The organism is Mesomycoplasma ovipneumoniae (genome assembly GCF_038095975.1).
Taxonomy (GTDB): Bacteria; Bacillota_I; Bacilli_A; order Mycoplasmatales; family Metamycoplasmataceae; genus Mesomycoplasma; species Mesomycoplasma ovipneumoniae_C.
On the sequence record NZ_CP146003.1, the window covers coordinates 239,380 to 257,941 of the forward strand.

15 protein-coding genes are annotated in these 18,562 nt (G+C 29.8%); 9 read left to right on the plus strand and 6 right to left on the minus strand.

Annotated elements, in window-relative coordinates; all coding sequences use genetic code 4:
• Positions 1-150 precede the first annotated feature (150 nt).
• On the plus strand, positions 151-2,151 hold the full coding sequence (locus tag V3255_RS00895; protein WP_341516277.1) for a pullulanase: 2,001 nt from the start codon (positions 151-153) through the stop codon (positions 2,149-2,151).
• A 201-nt stretch (positions 2,152-2,352) separates the two neighbouring features.
• Here V3255_RS00895 and V3255_RS00900 read toward each other — a convergent pair whose 3' ends face one another.
• Together V3255_RS00900 and V3255_RS00905 are read right to left on the minus strand one after the other, a co-directional pair.
• Complete coding sequence (locus V3255_RS00900) at positions 2,353-3,729, minus strand: FAD-dependent oxidoreductase (RefSeq protein WP_333503798.1); 1,377 nt, start codon at positions 3,727-3,729, stop codon at positions 2,353-2,355.
• A 191-nt stretch (positions 3,730-3,920) separates the two neighbouring features.
• Entirely contained in the window at positions 3,921-4,604 is a 684-nt protein-coding gene (locus V3255_RS00905) for a 16S rRNA (uracil(1498)-N(3))-methyltransferase (RefSeq protein ID WP_333503797.1), read from the minus strand.
• A gap of 72 nt (positions 4,605-4,676) precedes the next feature.
• Between V3255_RS00905 and alaS the strand changes: the two genes are divergently transcribed.
• The 8 genes from alaS to V3255_RS00945 all read left to right on the plus strand — a co-directional run bounded on the left by alaS (position 4,677) and on the right by V3255_RS00945 (position 14,401).
• The gene (alaS, locus tag V3255_RS00910) at positions 4,677-7,328 is read left to right on the plus strand and encodes an alanine--tRNA ligase (protein WP_333503796.1); all 2,652 of its coding nucleotides are present in this window, start codon (positions 4,677-4,679) and stop codon (positions 7,326-7,328) included.
• Complete coding sequence (gene ruvX / locus V3255_RS00915) at positions 7,304-7,744, plus strand: Holliday junction resolvase RuvX (RefSeq protein ID WP_303437878.1); 441 nt, start codon at positions 7,304-7,306, stop codon at positions 7,742-7,744. Before alaS ends, ruvX begins: the two co-directional genes overlap by 25 nt.
• Positions 7,734-8,198: a hypothetical protein gene (locus V3255_RS00920; protein ID WP_333503795.1), complete on the plus strand. Its 465-nt coding sequence runs from the start codon at positions 7,734-7,736 to the stop codon at positions 8,196-8,198. Before ruvX ends, V3255_RS00920 begins: the two co-directional genes overlap by 11 nt.
• A gap of 1 nt (position 8,199) precedes the next feature.
• Positions 8,200-8,754, plus strand: a complete 555-nt coding sequence (pth, locus tag V3255_RS00925) for an aminoacyl-tRNA hydrolase (RefSeq protein WP_333503794.1) — start codon at positions 8,200-8,202, stop codon at positions 8,752-8,754.
• Positions 8,732-9,625 carry a tRNA lysidine(34) synthetase TilS gene (gene tilS / locus V3255_RS00930; protein ID WP_337902978.1) on the plus strand — a complete coding sequence of 298 codons (894 nt, stop codon included), beginning with the start codon at positions 8,732-8,734 and terminating at the stop codon, positions 9,623-9,625. The genes pth and tilS overlap by 23 nt, the downstream gene beginning before the upstream one ends.
• Before the next feature lie 29 nt (positions 9,626-9,654).
• Entirely contained in the window at positions 9,655-12,015 is a 2,361-nt protein-coding gene (gene ftsH / locus V3255_RS00935; protein WP_337902976.1) for an ATP-dependent zinc metalloprotease FtsH, read from the plus strand.
• Between the two features lie 84 nt (positions 12,016-12,099).
• Positions 12,100-13,566: a lysine--tRNA ligase gene (gene lysS / locus V3255_RS00940; protein WP_333503791.1), complete on the plus strand. Its 1,467-nt coding sequence runs from the start codon at positions 12,100-12,102 to the stop codon at positions 13,564-13,566.
• A gap of 1 nt (position 13,567) precedes the next feature.
• A complete protein-coding gene (locus tag V3255_RS00945) occupies positions 13,568-14,401 on the plus strand; it encodes an HAD family hydrolase (protein ID WP_069099208.1) in 834 nt (277 codons plus the stop codon).
• A 666-nt stretch (positions 14,402-15,067) separates the two neighbouring features.
• On the opposite strand, the gene V3255_RS00950 is transcribed toward V3255_RS00945, so the two are convergent.
• From V3255_RS00950 to V3255_RS00965, 4 genes are read right to left on the minus strand one after another with little or no spacing between them, the layout of a single operon-like run.
• The gene (locus V3255_RS00950; RefSeq protein WP_303465643.1) at positions 15,068-15,766 is read right to left on the minus strand and encodes an N-acetylmannosamine-6-phosphate 2-epimerase; all 699 of its coding nucleotides are present in this window, start codon (positions 15,764-15,766) and stop codon (positions 15,068-15,070) included.
• 10 nt (positions 15,767-15,776) lie between these two features.
• A complete protein-coding gene (locus tag V3255_RS00955; RefSeq protein WP_337902975.1) occupies positions 15,777-17,465 on the minus strand; it encodes a sodium:solute symporter family transporter in 1,689 nt (562 codons plus the stop codon).
• Between the two features lies 1 nt (position 17,466).
• Positions 17,467-17,622, minus strand: a complete 156-nt coding sequence (locus tag V3255_RS00960; RefSeq protein ID WP_337902974.1) for a hypothetical protein — start codon at positions 17,620-17,622, stop codon at positions 17,467-17,469.
• 50 nt (positions 17,623-17,672) lie between these two features.
• Positions 17,673-18,554 carry an N-acetylneuraminate lyase gene (locus tag V3255_RS00965; protein ID WP_333503787.1) on the minus strand — a complete coding sequence of 294 codons (882 nt, stop codon included), beginning with the start codon at positions 18,552-18,554 and terminating at the stop codon, positions 17,673-17,675.
• Between the last annotated feature and the right edge of the window lie 8 nt (positions 18,555-18,562).

Genomic DNA, 18,562 nt, shown 5'->3' on the forward strand with positions numbered 1-18,562 from the left:
AGTAAATGATTTTTAGCTATTATGTTATAATTAAAAAATATGTTTTTTTAGCACATTTATAGAAGTTTTGCTATTTTTTCAACATAAGTATTATAACAACTTCTAGATTTATCGTTTATTTTAGCACTTTTTTGGGTTTTTATAGTAAATATGTTTATAAATTATGATACTGCTTTAATTAGAAAAAATTCGCGCGGGGAATCATATTGAGGACCGCTAGGCTTAATTTTTAATTCAAACCGTTTTGAATTTTATTTATGATCACCTGATGCAACGCGGGTTCACTTTGCAATTTATGAAAATTTTCAAGACACAAATCCAACCGAAATAATCGCAATGACAAAGCGATCTGATGTCTGATTTTGTGAAATTGATGAAAAATTTCACGGATATCTTTATAATTTATTAATTGAACACCGTGATTCAACAATAACCGAAGCACTGGATCCTTATTCTTATAGTATTTGTCCTTTTGATTGAACTAAAAATGAAGTTCCAAAAAGTTATTTAATTGATATTTATTCACCTCAGGCTGGTGAAAGTCCTTCAGAATTATCATTTCAAAGCAAAAATCCGCTGAATAATGCACTAATTTATGAATTAAATATTCGCGATTTTAGTTCAAAAAATTCAAACATAGCAAATCCAGGTACTTTTCTTGGGGATCTAGATCAGAAAATTTTTGATTATTTGTCAAGTTTAAATTTTAATTTTTTACAATTATTACCAGTTCATTCTTGTTATACTTTTAGTCAAAAAAATATTTCAATTCTTAAAAAAGGTCAAGGAAAAGGTCGTTTTACAAACTATAATTGGGGCTATGATCCACTTGGTTTTTTTTCAATTAATTCAAGTTACTCGTCAAATCCAGTAGATCCGTATTTAAAAATAAAAGAATTTAAAGCATTTATTGACTCAGCTCATAAAAAAAATATTGGAATTATTCTTGATGTTGCTTTTAGTCAAACTTTTCGCAAATCTATTTTAGATGATGTTGCCCGTGGCTATTTTTATCGCGATGAGGCCTTATCTTTCCCTTCCCAATTTCCGCCTCTTGACTCGCAAAAGCCAATGGCATTTAGACTAATTTTAGACTCACTCATTTTTTTTGTTAAATACTATAAAGTTGATGGATTTCGCTTTGATGCAGCCTCATATTTTGATAAAAAATCACTCGAAATTATAAGCATCGAACTGAAAAAAATAAATCCTAACATTATCTTGTTTGGTAAGTTTTGTAAAAAAACTGATTTACAACACAAAAATCGAACTGAAAAAACTAGTCGTTCTAATAATTTTAATTTTGCTTATTTAAATTATGGACTTCCAAATGTTATTCGCGGATCTAATGTTCCTGGTGATAAAGGTCTAATTTTGTCAAAAAATAGTTCAAAATTTGCCTCATATGTCTCACTGATTCCAGGTGGGATTTTTGACTTTGATTTTGGCGATTTTTATCACTCAGCTAGAAGAGATGACCTTTTTGCAAACGATATTAGTATAAATGTTTCTTATATAACTTCATATGATGGTCCTACTTTAGCTGACAAAATTTTAACAAGTGCCTCAGGACTGACAAAAAACGCCTTTATCGAAACTTATCGTCAAGCATTAATGATGACTTTATTTGTTCAAGGAAAAGTTCTTTTGAGTTCAGGAACTGAATTTGCCTTTTCAAAAGCGTGCGATTTTTCCGGCGCAAGTTATTCGAATTGTCAACTTAATTTAAATGCAACAAAACCACCTTTTCCATATCAGGCTCATAAATTTCTTGATTTTTATTCAAACAAAACTACCGATTTTACAAATGGTCTTGATTTTAGCCTTCTTGAAATTAGCGAAATTAAAACTAAAATTTTTAATTTTTTAGCAAAAATTAACGAATTTCGCCTAAAAACCCAGTTTTTCAGATTGCCAGATAATCAAACAATTTGTGATTCGATAAAATTTGAGACTGTTGACAATAAAAAAGGCTTAATTATTTTTAGCATCCAAATTAAAAATGAAATTATTAAGGTGATTCATAATTTTTCAGCCAATTCTTATGACTATGATTTTGAAGATTTTGATGTTATTTTTAATTCTAAATTACAATTTAGTCAAAATATTATTGAAAAACGACAGTCAATCTTGCTTATGAAAAAACTTTAGTTCTAAAATTTGCCTTGAATTTTAAAAAATAAAAAAACCGGTCAAACTCAGGAAAATATGTAATTAACTTTTTCCGAAAAAGTTAAAAAAGTCTATAAATCACGACACTTTTTAAGATTAGCTTATCAAACTGGTAAACTTGCAAAACTAAAAAAACCAGGCAAAGCTGGTTTTTTTAGTTAAATTTTTGAGCTAAAAATTTTATTTTTTATTATATTTTAGCCCTAGCGCATTTAAAATTACTTGGATTACAAAGTTAAATGGCTTATTATAGTGAGGTAAGAAGTAGAAATCTGAAAGAGCAATTTCAGGTAATTTTAGACCTTTTTGAATTGCTAGTGAAAGGAAATAAATTACTTCAGTGTGATTATATTCTTTTCCATATGAACCAATTTGTGCCCCAATTAATTTTAGACTTTCTTTGTCATAAGCGATTTTGATTCATACTTTTGATTTATTTTGCATAAATTCTGGCCGATCTCAGTCCTCAAGATATTCAACACCAACATTATCTAAGCCCATTTTTGGACAAGCATTTTCACAATATCCAGTTGAGGCATAATTAAATCCAAAAACGGAAATTGCATTTGTTCCAACATAACCTGGGAAAGGAATATCTTCACGTCCTGCGATGTGGAAAGCAGCAACTATTCCTGATTTTACGGCATTTGTTGCAAGTGCAATGTGAGCGTGTTGTTTAGTTACATTGTGAACCATTGAAGCTGAATCACCAATTACATAAAGATTTTCATCACTTAGGCAACGCTGGAATTGGTCAACTTTAACTGCACCATTAGCAGTTTTTTCAACGTCTGTTAAAATTTTAGTATTTGGTGCAAATCCGATAGCTAAAATTACAAGATCAGCAGCATATTTACCTTTATCTGTCTCAACAAAAGCAACTTTTTTTCCACTTTCATCAGCAATAAAACGAACAACTTTTTGATTAAATTGTAAATTAATACCTTCCTCAACAATTTTATCCTCAATTTTTTGAGTAAATTCCTTATCAAAATAATTAGGGATAATTCTATCTTGCATGTCAATTAGTGTTGTTTTTTTGCCATATTTGTGAAAAGCTTCAAGTAATTCAATACCAATGTAACCACCACCGATAATAATTACATTTTTAATTGTTGGATCAACTGCTTTTGCTTTAATTTCTTTTGCGTGAGTAAATGTTTTTGAAACTAAAATATTTTCAAGATCAATTCCCTCAAAAGGTGGAATAATCGGCCAAGTTCCGCCGGCAAAAACTAATTTATCATAGCTGTCTTTAAAAATTTCGCCACTAACTAAATTTTTAACAGTAATAACTTTATTTTTACGGTCAATTTCGAGAACATCATGCTGTAAATGAACATCGATTCCCATTGATTTTAATTGTTCAGGACTTGAATAAAAAAGTCCAGATGGATCGCTAAATTCATCAGAAACTCAAAGTGCAATTCCGCAACCTAAAAACGAAATGTCTGTATTTCTATCATATGAGACAAGTTCTGCTTGTGGGTAAATAGTTTTTAGGGTTCTTAAAAACGAAGTTCCGGCATGGTTAGTTCCGATTGATATTATTTTCATAAAATCTCCTATTTTAGTGTTTTTTTGGGAGTAAAAAAATTAAATTTAATTTTATTAAATTATACAATATTTTTCAATTTTTTATTAAAATTAAGTTACAATTAAAAAAATAAGGAATAAAATAAAAAATCTTCGAAATTTTAGGAAAAACTACTAAATTTCGGGGATTTTTGCACTTTTTTACTAAAAAGTTAATCATTTATGCACTTACTTAATAAAAAAATTGCTGCTGTTTCAGAGCGTAAAATTCTTTTGCCTAAAGACACAACTTTAAAATCAAATTTTTGGGCTAAATCTATTTCTGACTTATCAAAACCGCCCTCAGGACCGATTATTATAATTGTATCGCTTCCTGACTGGTCTATTTTTGTTTGGTTTTTCTCACCTTCAAAGGCGATTAATTTTTGACTAAAATTAACAGAGTTTTTCAAAATATCACTGTAATTTACAGGTAAATTTATTTTTGGAATCAAATTTCGAAAACTCTGTTGTGCACTGTGGAGGCAAATTTGCTCTCATCTTTTTAGTTTTTTTCTTAAATCTCCCTCTAATTTTTGACTTACATTTTTACTAAAAAACGGTCAAATTTCGCTGACGCCAATTTCAACAGCTTTTTGAATTGCAAATTCAAAAGATTTTGTCTTTAGAATTGCAAGTGCTAAAATAACCTTGTTTTTAGGTTCATTATTTAATTCAAGTTTTTCAATAATTTCAGCTTTGTTTGAATTTTGAACTAATTTTGTAAGGTAAAATTCACCTTTGAAAACACAAATAAAATTTTCGTTTTTAATTCGCACAACTTTAATATGATTTAAATTTAAATCATCAAGAATGAAAAAATTTTCTTGTTTTTCACTAACAAAAAAACGGAACATAGATAAAATTTTAATATAAAATTTTACAAATCCTAAAAATTAAGTAAAATTATTATTATAAGGATAAAACAAATGAAAAAATTATCAGCTAATGAAGTTCGTCAACTTTGATTTGATTTTTTTCAGCAAAAAAATCATCTTCTTATAGAATCTAAACCGCTTGTTCCCCAAAATGATGATTCACTTCTTTGAATTAATTCAGGAGTTGCGGCGTTAAAAGATTATTTTATTGGTAAAAAAATTCCACCTTCAAAACGACTTGTTAATTCGCAAAAAGCACTAAGAACTAATGATATTGAAAATGTTGGCCAAACCTCAAGGCATCACACTTTGTTTGAAATGCTAGGAAATTTTTCAATTGGCGACTATTTTAAACTTGAAGCAATTGATTTTGCCTTTGAATTTTTGACTAAATGGTTAGAATTAGACCCTGAAAAACTTTATATAACATATTATGATAGTGATTTTGAGACTTTAAATAAATGGAAAAGTTTAGGTTTTCCTGAAAATAGACTTATTCCCGGCGGTAAAAAAACTAATTTTTGAGACTTAGGTCAAGGTCCTTGTGGTCCGTGTACCGAAATTTATTTTGACCGTGGTGAAAAATTTGATGCTCGTGGCGATGAATTAATAAGAAATGACATCGAAAATGACCGTTTTATCGAAATTTGAAACATTGTTTTTTCAGAATTTAATAACGACGGAGAACAAAATTATTCGCCTTTAATGTCAAAAAATATCGATACTGGTGCAGGTTTTGAAAGAATCGTCTCAATTTTGCAAAATGGTCCAACTAATTATGATACAGATTTATTTTTGCCAATTATTGCAGAAATCCAAAAGTACACTAATTTTAAATACGATATTGAAAATTATTTTAAAAAAGATGCAAAACAAGCCCAAATCAATAAAAGTTTTAGACTAATTGCTGACCACATTCGCGCAATAAGTGCCGCAGTAAATGATGGAGTTATGCCATCAAATTTACACCGAGGCTATATAATTAGGCGTTTAATTAGAAGAGCTTATTGAAACGGGAAAAAATTAGGAATTTCAGAAGAGTTTTTACACAAATTGGTTCCAATTGTCGCTAAAACGCTGAATGCTAATTTTGATATTGAAAAAATTGAGTCCGTGATTTATCATGAAGAAAAAAATTTTATAAAAACTCTTGAAATCGGCCATGAACTTTTAGAAAATGAGATAAAAAAAACTGAAGGCCAAATTTCACCAGAAATTGTTTTTAAACTTTTTGTTACTTACGGATTTCCTCCTGAACTAACTCAGGAAATTCTTCAAGAAAAAAATATCAGTTTTGACCTTAAATCATTAGAAGAATATCACGAAAAACACGCTCAAATTTCCCGTGCAAATATTAAAAAAGGCATGGGAAAAGTTATTGATTCTTTAAATCAAGTTAAGTCACAAATTTCAGAATTTATAGGTTATGAATTTCACAAAACTGAAACAAAAATTGCTTTTTTAGCAAATCAATTTAATGAAATTGACCAAACTTCTGAAGGCGAAATTTCATATGTAATTTTTGAAAAAACTCCATTTTATGCAACAGCCGGTGGTCAAAAACATGATCAGGGTTATATAATTCAAGGCAACAAAAAAATTGAAATTATTGACGTTTTTAAAGATAAATTTTTAAATAATGTCCATGTTTTTGAAGGTAAACTGTCAAAAAATTTACCGGTAATTTTAGAGTTAAATTCAGACAACCGTTTGAATTTAGAGCGAAATCACTCAGCAACTCACCTTTTATTTGCTTCACTTCGGGCAGAATTTGGTCCTCAAATTAAGCAACTTGGTTCTGATAATAATGAAGAACGACTGACTTTTGACTTTCCTTGTGCTCAAAAACCTTCAAAAGAACAAATAAAATCTGTTGAAAATCGTGTAAATTCATATATAAGTAAACAAGTTCAGCGTGAATATTTAGTCACAAACCTAGAAAAAGCCCAAAAACTAAATGCAATTATGACATTAGAAGAATCAGAATACATGGATCCTAATGCACTTCGGCTTGTAGTTTTTCCTGGAATTACAACAGATTTATGTGGTGGAACTCACATTCAAAACACTAAATTATTAGAAAAATTCACAATTTTATCCTACCAAACTAAGGGTTCAGGAATTTACCGGATTCGTGCGGTTAGCTCTTTTGCCAAAAATGTTGAGTTTTTAAAGCAAAATATTGAACTTTTAAAGTTTCAAATTAGTTCATTAGTTAATAAAATTGCAAAAATTAGTCAAGATTTTACCTTTGATTTTCCAAGTTTTACTGATTTAGATTTAGAATTTGAGCACTTGACAAAAATTGAAGAAGAGCTCAAAGAAAAATACAAAAAAATCCTAAAAAATCAAGATATTTCTCAATCATTAGAATTAAATTCAGAAAATTTTGTTGACATTAATCAAAATAAGTTCTACATTGATTTGGAATTTAATTCCAAAAATCTAAAACAATCAGCAGCTACTTTTAGACAAAAAAACCCAAAATCTACATTTATTTTAGCTGCAAATCTCGAAGATGAAAATTATTTAATTACAGTTGCATCTTTTAACTTAGAATCAAATGTTATTCTTGAAAAAATTATGGAAATTTACGATGGTGCAGGAGGTGGAAATTCTAAAATAGCGCAGGCAAAAATCAAGAAAAAACCTATAAAAGACGATATAATTAAGCTTTTATGAGCATTAGACCCAGAGTTTTAGCGCTTGATTTAGGGGTTAAGTCTTGCGGCTTTGCAATTTCTGATTCAGATTGGAAAATTTCTTTGCCCCTTGAGCAATATAATTTTAATAGGTATGATTTTGCAAGAGTTATTGCGCGAATTGGTTTTTGATTGGATCAATATTCCGTTTCTACTCTTGTTTTAGGTTATCCTTTGACTTTATCAGGTAAAATTTCGCCAAGAACAATTATGGTTGAAGAATTTGCTCAATTAATAAAAAAACACTATAAAATACAGCTTTTTTTCCAAGATGAGCGACTTTCTTCCAAGGAAGCAAACTCAATTTTAATTGACTCAGGCTTGTCCTTTAAAAAGCGACAAAAAATTATTGACAAATTAGCAGCTCAAATTATACTTGAAAGATTTTTACAAACACAAAATGGATATGAAAAATAAAAAAACTTTAACCCAAGAACCAATAAACCTTTCAGACCCACAGCGAGTAATAATCGCAAAAGAAATTTCTAATTCAACAAATCCGGGTTATGAAAAACTGTATTCACTTTTTTATACTGAATTTGAAGATTTAAGAATTTTTTCTGTTGTTTTTGATGAGAAAAAAAATATTCTTGCTTTTGAAATTGACAGAAATACTTGAGAAACTACAAAAACCTTTGTTGAATTTGACGACCAGACTATTGAACTTTTAGAGATGCAAATTAGTGAATTTTTTGACACAAACAAGTTCATTTTTGAAGACAAGCCAATTGATCCTTTTACTTTTTTCAATAATTTCTCGCCTGAAACTGATTATGATGATATAATTGAGGAACTTAGTGATAACGAAGCAATTAGAGTTCCTGAATTAAAAAATAAAGCAAAAAAAGCTATAAAATCAAAGGTAAATTAAGATGAAACTAATTGTTGGACTTGGTAATCCAGGTGAAAAATACGCTCAAACAAAACATAATGTTGGATTTTGAGTTCTTGATTTATTAGCTGAAAAACTCGGACTGACCTTTGATCAAAAAACTGAAAATGGTGTTTTTTGTAAAACAAGTGATTTTATTCTTGCAAAACCAACAACATACATGAATAAATCAGGTGATTTTGTCTTTGAATTAGTCCAATTTTACAAAATTAACATTCTTGATGTGATAATCGTCTATGATGATATGAATTTTGAAATTGGCCAGGCACTAATTAGAGCAACAGGAAGTGCAGGTGGCCAGCGAGGAATGGAAAATATTATTGAAAAATGTGGTACTAAAGATATAAAAAGACTAAAAATTGGTATTTCGCGGGCCGAAAATTCTAAGGAATACGTGCTTAGTCCTTTTGAAAATCAAGACAAAATTAAAGTTAAACAAGTTGTTGATCAAGCCGCTGACATTCTTATTTTTTATTTATCAAATAGTTTTATGACTACGGTTCAAAAATTTAATGCTAACAAAAACAAGGTCTAAAGAAAGATTTTTAATTGCAGTTTCTGGCGGCTCTGATTCAATGTTTTTACTTGACAAATATAAAAATAAAGATATAATTGTTGTTCATGTCAATTATAATTTGAGGCCACAGGCCATTTTTGAAACTTTATTAGTTTCAAAATTTTGCCAAAAATATAATTTAATGCTTAAAATTTTATCCTTTGATAGTTTTTCTGTTTCGGGAAATTTGCAAGCAAATTTAAGAAAGGTTCGTTACGAGTTTTTTTACCGAGTTTATAAACATTTTAAATGCACAAAATTACTTGTGGCTCATCACTGAAATGATTTTGTTGAGACAATTTTTTTGCAAAAAGAGCAAAAAAAGTTAGTAACATTTTGAGGAATCCGCGGGCAAAATTTCCTTTTTGGAATGCAAATCTCAAGACCACTTTTGTATTTTTACGCAAAAAAAAGAATTCTTAAAAGTTGTAAAAAAAGAAAAATCCCTTATCTTGATGATGATTCAAATTTTACAGACAAATATAGAAGGAACGCAATTCGCTTTAAATTGCAAAAATTAAGCACTTTTTCTTTATTTTTTACTTTTTCTGTTCATTTCATTGCAAATTTTTTTAAATTAATAGAACTAAAAAAAAATTATAAAACTCTTGAAAAGTGGAAAAAAACAGAATATCATGCTTATTTTTTCCAAAAAATTCGAAAAAAACCAGAAATTATCTTTTTATATTTGCACCAAAATTTTGACAATATTAAATTATCAAAGGGAAAAATCAATTCAATAATTGACTTTATTAGTTCAAAAGCACCCAACGGATCGTTTTTAATAAAAAAAAATAACTATATAATTAAAAAAAAACTAAAAATATACGCAAAATCTAGTAAAATTTAGTAAGATTTGTTGAACTAGAAAGGAAAATCATGCAAGTAAAACAAAAAAAGAAACCATCGGTCGGTTGAATTGTTCTTTTGATTATACTTTTAGGGGGGATTACTTATCTTATATATACTCAATTGCAACCCAACCTTACTGTTAAAAGTTTATCTCATTTCGAAGAACAGTTAGTTAAAAATGCCAAAAACACAACCGATGGTAATTTCTTTTACTCAATTATTTTTGATATTAATGCTTATCGAATTCGTGTAGTTGAAGCTACTGATGGTAAAATAATTGCTTATTCTGTAATAGCAAATCCTGCTGTTATTACAAAATTCCAATCTGGTGCTGCTGAACTTAGCCCCTTGATTAAAAATCAACTGCAAAATTCAAATATTACAACATATTCAGAATTAGTTTCACTTTCAGTTAAAACAGCCCCCTCAAATTATACAAATCTTACAGATGGAAATAAAGCCCTTCTTAATGAACTTTACGATTTAGTCGGCGCACAAAGACCCCAAGATAATGTCTATTTGCCTTCTTTTACTTCAGCTGATAGACCATCTACAACATTTGTTCAATATATTCTCTCACTTCTCCCAATAGTTATACCATTTTTAATAATTGGTTTTTTTGTTTATCGTGCGAACAAAAATTCTCAAGGAGGTGCAGGTTTTTTCAATCCCGGAAAAAATCAAGCAATCCGTATTAAATCTGATAAAAAATACTCAGATGTTGCAGGAAATGTTGAAGCTAAAGAAGAAATTTCTGAATTTATCGACTACTTAAAAAATCCTGGTCGTTATTCTAGCGCTGGTGCAAAAATTCCGCGTGGAATTTTGCTAGGAGGTCCTCCGGGAACTGGAAAAACATTACTTGCAAAAGCTACTGCTGGTGAAGCAAATGTGCCTTTTTTCTTCATTTCTGCATCTAATTTTGTGGAACTATATGTTGGAGTTGGAGCAAAAAGAGTACGTGAATTATTTAGAGATGCACGAAATGATTCTCCGGCGATAATTTTTATTGATGAGCTTGATGCAATTGGACGCTCCCGTGGTTCAGGAATTGGTGGGGGTAATGACGAAAGAGAGCAAACACTAAATCAACTTCTAGTTGAAATGGACGGTATGGTTGAAAATACCGGGCTTTTAGTAATAGCAGCGACAAATAGAACTGACGTTCTTGATCCAGCCCTTTTACGTCCGGGTCGTTTTGACCGTTCAATAATTGTTGGACTTCCTGACGTTAGAGAACGTGAAGAAATTTTAAGATTGCATGCAAAAGGTAAAAGAATTTCTAAAAATATCACACTTGCAAATATTGCTAGAAGAACTCCTGGATTTTCAGGGGCCCAATTAGAAAATGTTATAAATGAAGCAACACTTTTATCAGTTCGTGAAAAAACACAAGTTATCACAAGTGAGCAAATTGACGAGGCAATTGACCGAGTAATTGGTGGACCTGCCAAGAAAAATCGGGTAATAACTGAAAAAGAAAGAATAATGGTTGCTTATCATGAAGCTGGACATGCCGTTGTTGGTTTAAAATTAAGATCCGGGGTAAAAGTTCAAAAAATTACAATTGTTCCTCGTGGAAATACCGGTGGTTATAATTTAATGCTTCCTGAAGAAGAAAAATATAACAGTACAAAATCAGAACTTTTAGCAACAATTGCGGCATTTATGGGTGGTCGAGCAGCTGAAGAAATAAAATATGGTGAACAAGAAATTTCTACTGGTGCTGGTAATGATATTGAAAAAGCTACAAAAATTGCCCGTAAAATGGTTACCGAACTTGGAATGTCATCGCTTGGCCCAATTCAGTATGAACAAGATCAATCATCGCCATTTTTAGGAAGAGATTATATAAAAAATACATCATTTTCTTCAAAAGTTGGTCACGAAATTGATATTGAAATTCGCCAAATTATTTCTAATGCTTACAAACAAGCTTCTGAAACAATTAAAAATAATTTAGATTTACTTGAATTAATTAAGGATACTTTATTAGAAAAAGAAACAATTGTTTATGAAGAAATTCAACAATTAGCCGAAACTCTTGAACCGCTTCCAAAATCAGACCCAGTTCAAACCACCGCTGTAAAACCTTCTGATATTTTGGATGAACTTTTATCAGTAGATCCAGATCCTGAAGATAATTTAGAAGAAAATCCTCAACAAAATTCAGCGAAAAATTCTGAACAAAATTCAGGCGAAAACCTTGAACAAAAATCAGAAGAAAATCCTGAACAAATTTCTGAACAAATTTTTGAACAAGAATCACAAGAAAACCTTGAACAGAATTTAGATCAAAGTTCACAAGAAAACCTTGAACAAAATTCAGAACAAAACCCTGAAGAAAATTCAGAAGAAAATTCAGACACTACCCCAAAACAAGACTAATTAAAATTTTTTTCATTTTTATTTAAAATTTAGAAATACTGAAAATAGTTTCAGAATTAAATTGACGTTTTAAGGAATAAGACTATGTCAAAATTAAACGACCAACAACAATTTCGCCTTGAAAAACTTAAAAATTTACAGTCCAAAGGATTTAATTATCCAAAATCAATTTTCTTGCATGATAATTTGGGTGAAATAATTAAACAATATCAAGATAAAAGTCATGATTTTTTTGTTGAAAATCAGATTAAAGTCGCTTTTGCAGGTCGTCTTATTCGCCAACGTTCCCCATTTTTCATTATTTATAGTCAATCATTAGAATTTCAAGTGTATGCAAACAAAGATTTTCAAACACAAAATCAGTTTACTTTTTCAAATTTAGACCTTGGCGACATAGTTGAAATTTCTGGATATTTATTTAAAACCAAAACAAATCAAATAAGTCTTAAAGCAGAAACTTTTTCAATTTTAGTAAAATCACTCCACCCATTACCTGATCAATATTATGGAATTGAAAATGCTGATGATAAATATCGTAAGCGCTATTTGGATTTATTAGTAAATGAAAAATCAAGACAAACTTTTATTATTAGAAGCAAAATCATCTCCTTAATTCGCAAGTTTTTTGACTCACAAGGATTTTTAGAAGTTGACACCCCTGTTTTGCAACCAGTTTTAGGTGGTGCTTCGGCTAAACCGTTTATAACATTTTATAATTCATTAAGTCAAAATTTTTACCTACGAATTGCAACTGAATTACCGCTAAAAAAATTATTAGTTGGCGGAATCGATGCTGTTTATGAAATTGGGAAAATTTTTCGTAATGAAGGTTTTGATACAACTCATAATCCCGAATTTACCTCAATTGAATTTTACCAAGCTTATTCAGATTTAAACAAGATAATGAATCAAACTGAAAATTTAATTCGCTTTTTGTTTGAAGAACTCGGATTAAATCAATCAGAACACTGATATGGAGATAATAAAATTGATTTTTCACAAAAATTTGCACGGTATGATATGGTCCAAATAACTTCGGAAAAAATGAATTTTGACCTTAAAAATGCAGATTTTTCAGCTTTAGTTGAGGAAGCTAAAAAACACAATATAAAAATTGAACCATTTTTTACAAAAGGTCATTTAATCAACGAATTTTTTGAAAAATTTGTTGAACCTACTTTAATAAATCCGACTTTTATTACCGGTCATCCCATTGAAATTTCACCCTTAGCAAAATCTGATCCTAATAATCGCAATTTTACGCTTAGAGCAGAACTCTTTATTGCTACAAAAGAATTTGCAAATATGTTTGATGAGTTGAATGATCCTATTGATCAATTAGGTCGCTTTCAAGCACAAATTAACGAAAAAGAAAAAGGAAATCAAGAAGCTTCAGAAGTTGACCACGAATTTATTCAAGCTCTTGAGTATGGAATGCCTCCAGCGGCAGGCTGCGGAATTGGGATAGATCGTCTTGTGATGTTATTAACAAATAATGAATCCATTCGGTCAGTTATTTTATTTCCACAACTTAAATCTAAAAAGGATTAAAATGAAACTATTTTTTGCTTTTGATCTTGATGGAACATTATTGCGCTATGACAATACAATCCATCCTGAAAATGTTAAAATGCTAAAGAAACTCTATGAATTAGGGCACATTTTAGTTGTAGCAACTGGTCGAGGTTTGTCAGCTTGCATTGATTTAGCAAAACAATATCCATATTTTCATTATCTTGTTTCAAATAATGGCACTCTAATTTATGATATTAAAACCAAAAAAACAATAAACAAAGGCACACTTAAAAAATCAGTTGCACTTGATTTATTTAAAGATTGTAAAGATACTAATTCAATTTGTGCTTTTTCAACCCCACACAATCTTTTTGAATATTCTCCTCATAAAAATTATGATTGATTAAAAAATCAGCATATAATGGACCTAAAACACTATACAAAACTGAATGATTTTGAAATTATAGAAATTATTCAAGCAGATCCAATAACACAAATTGCCTTTCGGAATGATGAAAAAGCAATTATAAATCTTCATAAAAAATGGGCTGAAAAGCTAAATAATTTATATAAAGTAACAATAACAAACCGAATTTTTTTGGATATTAATCCTTTAAATGTCGATAAATCTACTGCAATTTTAGAATTACTAGAAAAAAATAACATAAGTACCAAAAAATTAATAACTTTTGGCGATAGTTCTAACGATTATGGAATGATAAAACTAGCTCGTTATGGTTTTGCAATGCAAGATGCAACTCCTGATTTAATTGAGGTAGCCTCAAGAAAAATTGGAAGCTGTAAATCTGACACAATCGCAAGAACTATCGATATTCTTTTAGAAAATAAAGACAAATTATTTTCTTCTTAAAATTACTCCCTAGTTTACCAGTTTGATGAGATAATCTTAAAAAGTGTCCGATTTTGGGCACTTTTTAACTTTTTTGGCAAAAGTTAATTACCTATTTTAAAACACTGGTAAAAATCAATTTATGGATAAAACGACAAAAATCACAAAAAAAATACAACTACTATTTAAACTCAATGCAAATAGAAAACTCGTTTTTATTTGCAGCAAGCCTAAAAAAACATATGAAGTTTTGAAAGAACAATAACCAAAAGCCCTAAATTTAAAGATTTCTAAACGGTTAAATTTAAGGCATTCCATTATATTTAAAAACATAATGGATAATTAGCATTTTTTGATTTTTTTATGGCAAAAACATAAGTAATTCCCCCTTAATTCTGATTTCTAAATTTATTAACTATTCTTAGTTAGGATTATTATAACATAATTTTATTTTAGACCAAGCATTTTTTTAAAATTTTTTTGCAAAGGTTCATTTCAAAATAATAAAAATTAAGATTTTAGGGTGAAAAAACCGGATTTACGGGTATTTTTGTATATTTATATTGACTAAAAAGTGAATTTTAGCCATCAAACTGACAAACTCAGCAAAATTTATGAAAATTTTAAAAATAAAAGCTTCTTGAATTAATCAACAAGAAGCTTTTATTTTTAAATAGGTCTAAATTCTTAGTTAATTTCTTTGCGAATTTTGTCAACAAAAAATTTAGTTATAACATAAGGTCTAGTTATCATTGAACCAACAACGACTGAATGAGCACCAATTTTAAAAGCGTCAATTACATTTTGAGGTTCATTAAAACCACCTTCAGCGACAACTTCTATGCCGGTATTACGGACTTTTTCAACCATCCAGCGTAAAAACTCGTAATTATTTTCAATATTATTGTGATTTTTTGTTGTTTCTGTATAACCGCGTAGGGTTGGGGCTACATAGTCAAATTTTAATCTAATTGCATTTTCAACATCTTCATAGTCAGCGCAATCTGCAAGTAAATATTGGTTATTTTTTCGATTTTTATGGAAGAAATCAACAATTTCATCAAGATTTTCGGCCGGCCTGTTGCGCAGAGTTGCATCAATTGCAATTATTTGGTTATCAAATTGCATTAATTCTTTGAGTTCTGCCAATGTTGGCGTAATAAAAACACTTGAATTTGGGTAAGTTTTTTTAATTAAAGAAATTAAAGGTACTTTTTGGTTTAGTTCAAAAAAATCTTTAACATTGTCAATTTGGGAAGTTCTAATACCATCAGCCCCGCCTAAAAGTGCAGCTTTCATCATTTTTTGCATTATTTTTGGCCCATAAAGCGGCTCATCTTCGAGAGCTTGACATGAGACAATGAAACTATTTTTTAAAAGACGCATTTTTTACCCTTTAACTAGCGATTTTTGCTAATTTTTCCTTTATTTTTTCATATTGGTCTAATTTTTCGTCTTGAACTTTTTGAATTTGAGAAAATTCTTGATTTGTTTGGATTGTCTCATTTTCTCTATAATTAGGATGTCCAAAAATTAGAATTTGATGCCATTTTGGCATTAAATTTGGCACGGTTTTTGCAACTTTTTTGGCAACTTTTTGCAACTTAGAGTCATTTTTTGCAATTTGTTTTTCTAAGGCAATTAGCTGGTCAAATTCGGGTGTTTTTGTTCAAATTGTTAAATTTGTTAAGTTTTTCTCTTTTTTACTAAAAAAAGTATAAATTATTGAACCGACATAGCCAAAAATAATTGTAAGGAAAAAGGAAATTAGCGCTACATATTCGCTAGCAAATTCAATTGCTAAATTTTCAGGAACAAGTCTTTTGTTTGTAAAGATTCATAAAAATAAAGCAGTAATAAAAGCAACACTAATTCCAAGAACGGCGCCAAAAGAATTTGTTCTTCGAGTTAGAATTCCTAACATAAAAACAGCACCAATTGGCACACCAAAAAGTCCAACTACTGCAAGGAAAAGGTTAAATAAATTAGTTTGTTCTGAATATGCCAAAAGAAAAGCAACTAACATTCCTTGAATTCCGAAAAATGTAATTAAAATTTTTGAAATAATCAACATTATTCGGTCTTTTATAGGTGCTTTTTTCCGGAATTTACGAATTGGTTGAATAAAGTCACTAACAATAACATTAACTAGCGAGTTCATTGAAGAAGAAATTGTTGATTGACTTGCGGCAAAAACCGCGGCAATAATCAAACCAGAAAGTCCGGTTGGCAAAACTTTTATGATGAAAAATGAAAGAAGTTGATTATTTGCCGCGTTTTCGCGACCAACAATTTGGTCAATTGCATTTTTGGCATCAACATCAAATCCTTGGGATTTAAAGTAACTATACAACATTGAACCAACGCCATAAAACACAAAAATAGTAATAAGAGTTAAAATTGCATTAATATAGATAGTTTTATTAGTTCCGGAAATGAATTTAGAGGTTTTATATCTTTGGACAATGTCTTGAGATGCTGTATATGAGAAAATAGTTTCAACATATTTTCCTAAAAAAAGAAGGAACATACCACCACTAGCGGCACTTATTTTTCATTGACCTGCATTAAAAATTGACTGATAAATATCGCCTTTACTTCAGTCAGTTTGCGCTAGTCCAAAAATGAGAATGCAAATAATTCCCAAAAGTAAAACAAGACCTTGGATTGCATCAGTTCACAAAACACCTTTAAAACCACCTAAAAAAGTGTTTAAAATTACGACTATCGCCATAATTCCGATAATCAAATAAATGTCTAAATCAACAAAAAGTGACAGAGTCAGTGCAGGAATATACAGAACAATTGCAATCCGAAAAATGTGAAAAATAGCAAACAAACCGCCACTTAAAGCCCGAATTAAATAATTATAACGACTTTCAAGATAAGCATAGGCTGTATTTGCGGTAATTTGGCGATAAAAAGGGATAATTCATTTAATTAAAACCGGACTAATCAAAATTATTGCCACTTGCCCGACAGATCACATTCATCCTGTTTTAAAAGCAAGTCCGGGGAGACCTAAAAATGTAAGGGACGAAAGCCCGGTAGCCCAAATCGAAAGAGCAATAACAATTGAAGGCACTTTAATTGACTTGGCTACTAAAATAAGAATCAGTGCTTTTTTGCTTATTGTTTTTTTCTTGATACCAAAAAAATAGTCCAAGCAACAGCATTGAAAGCATATAAATTGCTAAAATAATTCAATCAGTTGTTGAAAAACTTGATTTATTTTCATCCATATTTCCCCCTTTTTCAACTTTTTGTAATTAAAAATTTGAAAAAGTTAAAGCTAGTCTAAAAATTTTTCTTTAATTTCAAGCGCCTTTTGATTCAGTGTTTTTTGGCAAATTTTTTTAAATGGAAGGCGATTATAACCAGCATCAACACCATAAAGTTGCATAATTGCTTTGATTGTTTGCATTAGCCCAACTTCCAAAAGTGATTGAATATAGTCATTATAGACATGAATTTCGTTTTTAAAGGCTAGTAAATCACCTTTTTTTGCTAAATCAAGAATTTTTCTTGCCTTGATTGCGTTTGTATTATAAGTTGAACCGATAAATCCGCGAGCTCCTAAAAGGTAAGCGAGTCCAAAAGCTTCATCAAAAGCGTACATTCAAATTTTTTCTGGATAAGTTTTGATTAGTCTTTCGAATAAAAAGATGTCATTTGACCCAAATTTGCAGCCAATAACATTTTTAAGATTTAAAATGCTGCCAAATTGTTCAATGTTAATTTTTGAGCCTGCAAGTTGAGGCAAGTAATAAATAAACATCGGCAAATCAACGTTTTTTGCAATTTCTTCGTAGTAGTTTTTGATTTCATCAAAAGAAAAATTATAATAAAAAGGTGTGATTGCGCTGATTGCATCAAAACCAAGTTCTTTAGCTTTTTTTCCTAGTTGGATTGCTTCATCAAGATTCAAACTTCCAATCTGAGCAATTAAAGTTACTTTATTTTTTGCTTTTTTAGCTACAATTTCATAAATTTTTTGTCGTTCTTCAACAGACATTAGCAAAAATTCGCCGGTTGATCCAGTGACATAAAGACCGTCAACTTTTTGGACATCAATTAAAAAATCAAGAATATCCTCAAGATTTTCAGTCATTAGTTCGCCTTTTTCGTTAAAAGGACTTATTAAAGCGGGGAAAAATCCATGATATTTTTCCATATTAGCCT